Here is a 9,153-nt window from a genome sequence, read left to right on the forward strand (position 1 = left end):
CCCGCGCACCACGCCCGCCGAGCTGACGGGCGACTACTTCCCGGCCACCAGCCGTGTGGTGGTGGAGGGCGGGGACCGGTAGTTATCGGGCCGGCCCCCCCCCGCCCCCGCCCCGGGACACTATGTTTTGACCGTGACCCGGTCCGTCACGGTTTCAGGCCTTGGAGGCCGTCGTAGGCGGACAGCAGCAGCTCCATGCCCCGCTGGTCGTTCGCCGGTTCGCGCATCTGGTGAGTCACGTAGGCCACCGCCATGCGCTGTTCGGGATCGACGACGACCAGGGAACCGCCCCAGCCGCCCCAGCCGAGGCCGGTGTCGAACAGGCCGTAGCCCAGGCCCCAGCGGACGGGCATGCCCAGGCGGCGGTCCTCGCCCCTGAACTGTTCCTGTCGCGCGAGCTCGCAGCCCGCCGGTGACAGGAGCCGGGTGCCGCCCAGCGCTCCTCCGCAGGCCATGACCGACTGCACGAGCGCGACCGAGCGGGCGTTGCCGTATCCGCTCGCCGCGGGGATCTCCGCCCGGCGCCAGGCCACGCTGTTGCCGTCACGGACCCGTACGCGCGCGGCGCTGGTGACCGGTGCCGTGCCGCCGGGCGCGCTCGCGGTGTAGTCCTCGTCCTGGCCGGACGGCGGGATCGTGAGGGCCACCCGGTGGTCGTCCTCGGCGGACAGTCCGATGTGGAAGTCGGCGTCCAGCGGGCCCGCGACCTCCCGCGCGAAGAACTCGCCCAGGCTGACGCCCGTGATCCGCCGGACCACCTCGCCCACCAGGAACCCCTGGGTCAGCGAGTGGTACCCGGCCGCGCCGCCCGGCTCCCACTGCGGGGTCTGCGCCTCCAGGCGTGCCGTGGCGGACGGCCAGTCGTACAGGTCCTCGATCGGCCCGTCCCAGTCGGGCAGGCCCGCGGTGTGCGCGAGCAGGTGCCGCACCAGCACCTTCTCCTTGCCCGCCCGGGCGAATCCCGGCCAGTAGTGGCCGACCGGCGCGTCCAGGTCGAGCTCGCCCCGGTCGACCAGGATCAGCGCGCACAGCGTCGTCATCGTCTTGGTCACGGACCAGACGTTGGTGATCGTGTCCCGCTGCCACGGGTTCGTGCGGTCCGCGTCGGTGAAACCGCCCCAGACGTCCACCACCGGTTCGCCGTCCACGAAGACGGCCACCGAGGCACCGGCGTCGCCCTCGTCCAGCATCGTGGACAGTGCGCGGGGCACAGCGATGAAGAGATCGTCGTACGAGCCCTGGATGTCGGCCATGTGTGGTTTGTAGCCCGGGAGCGCCCGGAGGGCAACCGAATTTCCGGCCCCCGCGGTCACCCGGCCCCGGGGCCGGGCCGCCCTCGCCTCGCGCGCCGTCCTCAGTGCGACAGTGTTGCCGGGCTGCCGCCGTTGGCCTCGTAACCGGCGACCGCCAGCGCGCGGTATATCGCGTAGTCCGAGGCCGGGTCCTGGCTCAGGGTCCAGGGCAGGGCACCGACGTGGCCGTCCACGTGCACCAACTGGCCCATCGCCTCGGACCAGCGCTCGCCGCGGACGAGGAAGCAGATCAGCAGATGGCGGACGTGGGCGAGCATAGGGTCGTCGGGGCGGGCCGCGTGGACCGCGTACAGCGCGCCGTGGACGGCCTTGGTCACGACCTCGCTCTGGTAGAAGCTGCGGACCAGGTTCACCTCGGGCAGGTGCTCGAAGACCGCGAACAGCGGCATCGCCGCGAGGAGGGAGCCCTCCGGAGCGCGTGCAGCCGCGGCCTCCGCGAAGGCGTACGCCGTCTCCCGCGAGCCGTGCCACTTCTCGCACCAGTAGTGCAGGGCCGCCAGATGCGCGCCCATGTGGGAGGGCGCGCGGTCCAGGATCTTCAGCCAGAGCTTCTCGAACTCCGGCTGGGAGTAGCCGAGTCCACGCGCCACCGACAGTTCGATGACGTACGGGATCGGGTCACCGGGGGACAGCAGCGCCGCGTCGCCGCACGCGGACCGCGCCTCCTCCATGATGATCCGGAAGTCGTCGGTCCCCGGCGTCGACGTCCGCCAGGCCTGCTGCACCAGGAACTCGGCGTGCACCGCGGCGCCGCCCGCGTCCTTGGGGGCCTCGGCACGCCACACCCGCAGCCACTGTCCGCCGGGCGTCTCGCTGACCCCGCCGGGCCGCTGCTGGAGCTCCAGCGACGCGGCGCCCGCGAAGGCCTGCACCCGCTGCCAGCGGGTCTCGCCCTCGGTCTCCGTGCCGGCCAGGAGCTGCGAGGCCGCGCGGTAGTCCTGGGTCCGCTGCACCACGTCCAGGACGTTCAGCAGATCCGCGTCCGGTCCCGGCATGCGGATGTCCAGCTCCTCCTGACGCAGGAAGCCGTAGTTCGCGGGGTCCGCGGCGTCCGGGTCACCGGGCGTGACGAGCTGTATACCGCTGCGCCTGCGCCGGAACACCGGCAGCAGGACCACGCTGAACATGGCCAGCGCCATCAGGACCCAGAGAATCTGCATGCCTCCAGCGAACCAGACGGGTCCGACAATTGGCCAACCCGGTCCGTCACGCTCTGCGCGAAGGTCCGCTCCGGTCCCGCGTGTACGCGTCACGCTCTGGGCGAAGGTCCGCCCCGCGGCCGGGTGTACGCCGTCACGAACGCGTAAGGAGCACTAGGCTCGGGACTCATGAGCGACAGGCACATCAGTCAGCATTTCGAGACGCTCGCGATCCACGCGGGCAACACCGCCGATCCCCTCACCGGAGCGGTCGTCCCGCCGATCTACCAGGTCTCGACCTACAAGCAGGACGGCGTCGGCGGCCTGCGCGGCGGCTACGAGTACAGCCGCAGCGCCAACCCCACCAGGACCGCACTGGAGGAGAACCTCGCAGCACTGGAGGGCGGCCGCCGCGGGCTCGCCTTCGCGTCGGGACTCGCGGCCGAGGACTGCCTGCTGCGTACGCTGCTCAGCCCCGGTGACCACGTGGTGATCCCCAACGACGCGTACGGCGGCACCTTCCGGCTCTTCGCCAAGGTCGTGTCCCGGTGGGGCGTCGAGTGGTCGGTGGCCGACACCAGCGACCCCGAGTCGGTACGGGCCGCACTGACCCCGAAGACCAAGGCGATCTGGGTCGAGACGCCCTCCAACCCCCTCCTCGGCATCACCGACATCGCCGTGATCGCGCAGATCGCGCGCGAGGCGGGCGCCCGGCTCGTCGTCGACAACACCTTCGCGACCCCCTACCTCCAGCAGCCGCTCGCCCTCGGCGCGGACGTCGTCGTGCACTCCCTGACCAAGTACATGGGCGGCCACTCGGACGTCGTGGGCGGCGCGCTGATCACCGGCGACCAGGAACTCGGCGAGGAGCTGGCGTACCACCAGAACGCGATGGGCGCGGTCGCCGGGCCCTTCGACTCCTGGCTGGTGCTGCGCGGCACGAAGACACTCTCCGTGCGCATGGACCGGCACAGCGAGAACGCCGGCCGGATCGCCGACATGCTCACCCGGCACGCGCGCGTGACGCGTGTTCTGTACCCGGGCCTCCCGGAGCACCCCGGTCACGAGATCGCCGCCAAGCAGATGAAGGCGTTCGGCGGCATGGTCTCCTTCCAGGTCGAGGGCGGCGAGGAGGCGGCCGTCGAGGTCTGCAACCGCGCCAAGGTGTTCACGCTCGGTGAGTCGCTGGGCGGGGTGGAGTCCCTGATCGAGCACCCGGGACGGATGACGCACGCCTCGGTCGCCGGTTCGGCGCTGGAGGTCCCCGCCGACCTCGTCCGCATCTCCGTCGGCATCGAGAACATCGACGACCTGCTCCAGGACCTGCAGCAGGCCCTGGGCTGATCCGGGGCGGCGGCTTCCGGGTCCCCACCGGCCCACCCGTCACCGCCTGCCCGGACCCGCCACCACTGCCCGCGCGCCGGACCACCGGCCCGCGGGCAGTGGCGTACGGTCACCGGCCCGTCAGTGGTGGAGTCCCGCTCACCCGGCCGGTCAGCGGGGCCCGCTCACCCGGCCGGTCAGCGGGGCCAGGTCACCAGCCCGTCAGCGGTGGAGTCGTGTCCGACGGCGGCTCCACCCATGGACGGGCCGTCGCCGCCCAGACGGCGAAGACGACGGCCGCGGCGAGCAGCGCCAGCCACAGCAGCCGCCGCACCGCCCTCCCGCGGCGCTGCAGGCGCCGTCCGCGGCGTACGACCTCGCCGTACAGGTCCGGTGGCACCACGGGCGAAGGTGCCTGCTCCAGCATCCGCCGCACGGCCGCCTCGCGCTCCGACCGCTTCATGACGGCGCCACCTCCAGGGCCGGTGCCGGATCGCGGGGCGGGTGCAGCAGCGTCGCCATGGCGCGGGCGCAGATCGCCCCCACCCGTTCCGCGGGGAGCCCGAGCAGGGCCGCCGCCTGTTCCTCGGCGACCCCCTCGTACAGCCTGAGGACGAGGATCAGCCGTTCCTGGGGCGTGAGGGCGGCCAGGACGTGGTCCGGGCAGGCGCGCCGCCGCCCGAAGCTCCCGTACTGGTGCCACGCGGTGCGCTGGAAGCGCGCCACCAGTTGCCGGCGGGCGCTGTCGTAGGGATCCTCGCCGTGCAGCCGGTCCCAGGCGGCGTACGTATGGGCGAGGGCCAGCGTCAGCAGCCGCCGCGCGCGCGGGTTGGCGTCCCGGGGCTCCGCGGTGAGCAGCGTGGCGGTGTGCAGCAGCCGCCCCGCCGCGCCCGCCACGAAGGCCTCGAACTCCCGGGCCCGGCGAACGCCTTGGGAGGCACGCCGTTCTCGCACCATGCCTCCCGCCTGAGGGTGCCCCTGAGAAGGCCCGCGGCCGCGTGCGACCCGTCGCACCCCGTACGACGAGGACCTGGTCTCATATGAGGCCAGGTGGCGCCTTTTGGTCAAGAGTTCGGAGCACATGCACGCGTGCGTGCGGGGCGGCGGACGTCCGGGGGCGCCGGGCACGGCCCGAGGCCTGGCGTCGGCGCGGCCCATGGCCTGTCCTGGGCGTGGCCCGCCGCCCGGTCCCGGGCGCGGTCTGCCGCCCGGTCCCGGGCATGACCCACCGCCTGCCCCGGGTGGGGCTCAGGAGGCCGGTTCGGCTTCCGGCGCCGGCATCCCCTGGGCCGCCTGGCGGGCGGAGAGCGCGCCGTTGAAGCGGGTGAGGAGCGCGCAGAACACCTCGCGCTCCTCCGGCGCCCAATCGTGTGTCAGCTCGGCCATCAACTGACGCCGGGACGTGCGTACTTCGTCCAGGCGGGACTGGCCGCGCGGGGAGAGCTGGAGCACCACGGCGCGCCCGTCCTCGGGGTGCGAGGTGCGCTTGACGAGCCCGGTGTCGACCAGCGGGGCGACCTGCCGGGTGACCGTCGAGGAGTCGATCCCCATGCTCGCCGCGAGCGCCTTGACGCCCATCGGGCCTTCCTTGTCGAGGCGGTTGAGCAGGAGGTAGGCGGCCCGGTCCATGGAGTTGCGCACCTGCCCCACCCCGCCGAGCCGGGTCTGTTCCGCACGGCGCGCGAAGACCGCGACCTCGTGCTGAAGGGCTTCGAGAAGACCGGTGTCACCGACGGTCGTCATGTCCATCGACATCTCTGGTGTAGTGGGCATGGCCGGGGGCTCAATTCATGCGTGGGGAGCTGGGTTGGGGGACAGGTTACGCGGCCGGGGCGCGGGCCGTACCGGCGCTGCGCAAACCGAGTCTCGGAGCGTGGTCACCACGGGAGTGCGCCCGCGTGAACTGCGAGACTGGCGGTCATGAGCTACAGCAGGGCTGACTCCTTTCCCAGTGTGACGCTCGACGACGTGCGCGGCGCGCAGAAGATGCTGTCGGGTGTGGCGCGGGTGACCGCGATGGAGGGCAGCAGGTATCTGTCCCAGCTCGTGGGCGCACCGGTGCAGTTCAAGTGCGAGAACCTCCAGCGGACGGGATCGTTCAAGCTGCGCGGCGCGTACGTGCGGATCGCGGGCCTGCTCCCGGAGGAGCGCGCCGCGGGCGTCGTCGCCGCGAGCGCGGGCAACCACGCGCAGGGCGTCGCCCTCGCCTCCTCGCTCCTCGGCGTGCGGTCCACCGTGTTCATGCCGAACGGCGCCCCGCTGCCCAAGGTCGCGGCCACCCGCGACTACGGCGCCGAGGTGAGGCTGCACGGGCAGGTGGTCGACGAGACCCTGGCCGCCGCCCAGGAGTACGCGCAGCGGACGGGCGCGGTGTTCATCCACCCCTTCGACCACCCCGACATCATCGCGGGGCAGGGCACGGTCGGCCTGGAGATCCTGGAGCAGTGCCCGGAGGTGCGCACGATCGTCCTCGGGATCGGCGGCGGCGGGCTCGCGGCGGGCGTGGCCGTCGCCGTGAAGTCGCTGCGCCCGGACGTCCGGATCATCGGGGTGCAGGCGGAGGGCGCGGCGGCGTATCCGCCCTCGCTCGCGGCGGGGCGGCCGGTGTCGGTCGAGAACCCGGCGACGATGGCCGACGGCATCAAGGTCGGCCGCCCCGGCGACGTGCCGTTCCGTCTGGTCGAGGAGCTGGTCGACGAGGTCCGTACGGTCTCCGAGAACGATCTGTCCAGCGCGCTGCTGCTGTGCCTGGAGCGCGCCAAGCTGGTCGTCGAACCGGCCGGCGCGAGCTCCGTCGCGGCGCTGCTGCGCGACCCCGGCGCCTTCGAGGGCCCGGTCGTGGCGCTGGTGTCGGGCGGGAACGTGGATCCGCTGCTGATGCAGCGCATCCTGCGGCACGGCATGGCGGCGGGCGGCCGCTACCTGGCGGTCACGCTGCGGCTCACGGACCGGCCCGGTGCCCTCGCCACGCTTCTCGGGGTGTTGTCAGTGGCGGACGCTAACGTCCTCGATGTGAGCCACGTGCGGACCGATCCACGGCTCGGGCTCACGGAGGTGGAGGTCGAGCTGCACCTGGAGACGAAGGGGCACGAGCACTGCGCCGAGGTGAACGCGGCGCTGCGCGAGGCGGGGTACACGGTCATCGACTGAGGGCGCGGCAGCCCCCGGGGCCCGGTCGTCCCGCTTCGGGAAATTCCATTGAGTGACGCGATACATCGCGTTACGGTGGGTCCGCGGATCGGCTCCGACGGGGCCGGGCCGATGACTTTTTCGTCGTGCGCAAGTCCCCAGTACACGCACATCGGAAGTACACGCACATCCGAAAACGCGCACAACCCAAAATCCCCAACGACGTGGAGAACACTCATGCCAGGCGCCATCTACGCCGAAGGCCTGGTGAAGACCTTCGGTGACGTAAGGGCTCTGGACGGCGTCGACCTCGATGTCCCGGAAGGCACCGTGCTCGGCATGCTCGGGCCGAACGGCGCGGGCAAGACGACCGCGGTCCGCTGTCTGACGACTCTGCTGCGCCCCGACAGCGGGAAGGCCGTCGTCGCGGGCGTCGACGTGCTCAAGGACCCCGACGCGGTACGGCGCAGGGTCGGCCTCTCCGGGCAGTTCGCGGCGGTCGACGAATACCTGACCGGCCGCGAGAACCTCCAGATGGTCGGACAGCTCTACCAGATGCGCGCGAAGGCCGCGAAGGTCCGCGCGGACGAACTCCTGGAGCAGTTCAACCTCGCCGACGCCGCCGACCGCACCGCGAAGACGTACTCGGGCGGCATGCGACGCCGTCTCGACCTCGCGGCGGCCCTGGTCGTGTCGCCCCCGGTGATGTTCATGGACGAGCCCACTACCGGCCTCGACCCGCGCAACCGCCAGCAGCTCTGGGACGTCATCAAGCAGCTCGTCTCCGGCGGTACGACGCTGCTGCTGACCACCCAGTACCTCGAAGAGGCCGACCACCTCGCGCACGACATCTGCGTCGTCGACCACGGCCGCGTCATCGCCCGCGGCACCGCCGACGAGCTCAAGGCGCAGACCGGCGGCGAGCGCGTCGAGGTCGTCGTGCACGATCGCGAGCACATCGCGACCGCCTCCGAGGTGCTTCGCGGTTTCGGCAAGGGCGAGACGACGGTCGAGGAACACACCCGCAAGCTCACCGTGCCCGTCACCGGCGGCGCGAAGCTCCTCGCGGAGGTGATCCGCGAGCTGGACGGCCGCGGCATCGAGATCGACGACATAGGCCTGCGCCGTCCCACTCTGGACGACGTCTTCCTCTCGCTCACCGGCCATGTGGCCGAGGAGAAGGCCGAGGAGGGCGACGGCCGGGCGGACGGCCGGGGCGCCAAGGGCAAGGACGCCCGGACCGACAAGAGCACGAAAGAGGCCGTGAAGTGAGCGCCGTCAGCGACGCCGTGCGGGTCACGGCACCCTCGAACCCGGTCTACCAGTCCGTCCGGGACTCCCTGGTCATCGCCAAGCGGAACCTGATCAGAATGTCCAGGATCCCGGAGATGGTCATCTTCGGACTGATCCAGCCGATCATGTTCGTGGTCCTGTTCACGTATGTCTTCGGCGGGTCCATGAAGATCGGCGGCAGCACCAGCGCCACCGACTACACGAACTTCCTGATGGCCGGCATCTTCGCCCAGACGGTCACCTTCGCGACCGCGGGCGCCGGCGCGGGTATCGCCGACGACATGCACAAGGGCCTGATCGACCGCTTCCGGTCGCTGCCCATGGCGCGGGGCGCGGTGCTGACCGGCCGCACCCTGGCCGACCTCGTGCAGACCGCGCTGACCCTGCTGGTCCTCGCGGTGGTCGCCGTCATGGTGGGCTGGCGGGTCGGCTCGAACGGCAGCACCGACGCGTTCCGCGTCATCGGGGCCTTCGGGCTGCTGCTCCTGCTCGGGTACGCCTTCACCTGGATCGGCGCGCTCATCGGCCTGTCCGTGCGGACACCCGAGGCGGCCACGTCCGGCGGGCTGATCTGGCTGTTCCCGGTCACGTTCATCTCGAACGCGTTCGTGGACACCAGCAACATGACCCCCTGGCTGCGGCATGTCGCCGACTGGAACCCGTTCAGCGCCACCGTGCAGGCGTGCCGGGTGCTGTTCGCCAACCCGGGCGTGTCGACGTCCGGCGCCTGGCCCATGCAGCACCCCGTCTGGGCCTCGGTGATCTACTCGGTCCTGATCGTGGTGATCTTCAGGACGCTCGCCGTCCGCAAGTACCGCTCGGCGACGGCGTGACGCTCCTGCCCTGATCGACGCGGACATGGGGGGGGGGCCGCCCGGGGGGCGGGGGGGGGGGAGGGGGACAGTCGAGGGGGGTGGGAGTGAAACACAAAACAAAAAACCACGAAACCCCGGGGA

General features: G+C 71.8%; 9 protein-coding genes. 4 read left to right on the forward strand and 5 right to left on the reverse strand.

Translation table 11 applies throughout. From position 1 onward, the window contains the following. Nucleotides 1–146 precede the first annotated feature (146 nt). Both ACFXGX_RS35965 and ACFXGX_RS35970 read right to left on the reverse strand, forming a co-directional pair. Entirely contained in the window at nt 147–1,253 is a 1,107-nt protein-coding gene (locus ACFXGX_RS35965; RefSeq protein WP_384800210.1) for a serine hydrolase domain-containing protein, read from the reverse strand. 101 nt (nt 1,254–1,354) lie between these two features. Continuing rightward, on the reverse strand, nt 1,355–2,473 hold the full coding sequence (locus ACFXGX_RS35970; RefSeq protein WP_384800213.1) for a hypothetical protein: 1,119 nt from the start codon (nt 2,471–2,473) through the stop codon (nt 1,355–1,357). A gap of 168 nt (nt 2,474–2,641) precedes the next feature. On the opposite strand from ACFXGX_RS35970, the gene ACFXGX_RS35975 reads away from it, so the two are divergent. Further along, complete coding sequence (locus tag ACFXGX_RS35975) at nt 2,642–3,796, forward strand: cystathionine gamma-synthase (RefSeq protein ID WP_355763496.1); 1,155 nt, start codon at nt 2,642–2,644, stop codon at nt 3,794–3,796. A gap of 190 nt (nt 3,797–3,986) precedes the next feature. Here ACFXGX_RS35975 and ACFXGX_RS35980 read toward each other — a convergent pair whose 3' ends face one another. From ACFXGX_RS35980 to ACFXGX_RS35990, 3 genes are all read right to left on the reverse strand, one after another. Then, nucleotides 3,987–4,238, reverse strand: coding sequence for a hypothetical protein (locus ACFXGX_RS35980; protein WP_384800216.1), 252 nt, complete (start codon nt 4,236–4,238; stop codon nt 3,987–3,989). Further along, nucleotides 4,235–4,729 carry a sigma factor-like helix-turn-helix DNA-binding protein gene (locus ACFXGX_RS35985; RefSeq protein WP_384800257.1) on the reverse strand — a complete coding sequence of 165 codons (495 nt, stop codon included), beginning with the start codon at nt 4,727–4,729 and terminating at the stop codon, nt 4,235–4,237. Before ACFXGX_RS35985 ends, ACFXGX_RS35980 begins: the two co-directional genes overlap by 4 nt. Before the next feature lie 294 nt (nt 4,730–5,023). Next, nucleotides 5,024–5,530: a MarR family winged helix-turn-helix transcriptional regulator gene (locus ACFXGX_RS35990; protein ID WP_384800260.1), complete on the reverse strand. Its 507-nt coding sequence runs from the start codon at nt 5,528–5,530 to the stop codon at nt 5,024–5,026. A gap of 165 nt (nt 5,531–5,695) precedes the next feature. On the opposite strand from ACFXGX_RS35990, the gene ilvA reads away from it, so the two are divergent. From ilvA to ACFXGX_RS36005, 3 genes are all read left to right on the forward strand, one after another. Beyond that, on the forward strand, nt 5,696–6,925 hold the full coding sequence (gene ilvA, locus ACFXGX_RS35995; RefSeq protein WP_384800219.1) for a threonine ammonia-lyase: 1,230 nt from the start codon (nt 5,696–5,698) through the stop codon (nt 6,923–6,925). Between the two features lie 216 nt (nt 6,926–7,141). Continuing rightward, the gene (locus ACFXGX_RS36000) at nt 7,142–8,176 is read left to right on the forward strand and encodes an ATP-binding cassette domain-containing protein (RefSeq protein ID WP_384800222.1); all 1,035 of its coding nucleotides are present in this window, start codon (nt 7,142–7,144) and stop codon (nt 8,174–8,176) included. Beyond that, nucleotides 8,173–9,030 (forward strand): ABC transporter permease, encoded by an 858-nt coding sequence (locus ACFXGX_RS36005; RefSeq protein ID WP_384800225.1) that lies wholly within the window; start codon nt 8,173–8,175, stop codon nt 9,028–9,030. The genes ACFXGX_RS36000 and ACFXGX_RS36005 overlap by 4 nt, the downstream gene beginning before the upstream one ends. Nucleotides 9,031–9,153: the final 123 nt, after the last annotated feature.

Origin of the sequence: Streptomyces sp. NPDC059371, assembly GCF_042751995.1 — a bacterium.
Classification (GTDB): domain Bacteria; phylum Actinomycetota; class Actinomycetes; order Streptomycetales; family Streptomycetaceae; genus Streptomyces.

Excerpts from the sequence above, each read along its gene's own strand:
- ACFXGX_RS35965 (WP_384800210.1), bottom strand. The coding sequence starts at position 1,253 with ATGGCCGACATCCAGGGCTCGTACGACGATCTCTTCATCGCTGTGCCC.
- ACFXGX_RS35970 (WP_384800213.1), bottom strand. The coding sequence starts at position 2,473 with ATGCAGATTCTCTGGGTCCTGATGGCGCTGGCCATGTTCAGCGTGGTC.
- ACFXGX_RS35975 (WP_355763496.1), top strand. The coding sequence starts at position 2,642 with ATGAGCGACAGGCACATCAGTCAGCATTTCGAGACGCTCGCGATCCAC.
- ACFXGX_RS35980 (WP_384800216.1), bottom strand. The coding sequence starts at position 4,238 with ATGAAGCGGTCGGAGCGCGAGGCGGCCGTGCGGCGGATGCTGGAGCAG.
- ACFXGX_RS35990 (WP_384800260.1), bottom strand. The coding sequence starts at position 5,530 with ATGTCGATGGACATGACGACCGTCGGTGACACCGGTCTTCTCGAAGCC.
- ilvA (WP_384800219.1), top strand. The coding sequence starts at position 5,696 with ATGAGCTACAGCAGGGCTGACTCCTTTCCCAGTGTGACGCTCGACGAC.
- ACFXGX_RS36000 (WP_384800222.1), top strand. The coding sequence starts at position 7,142 with ATGCCAGGCGCCATCTACGCCGAAGGCCTGGTGAAGACCTTCGGTGAC.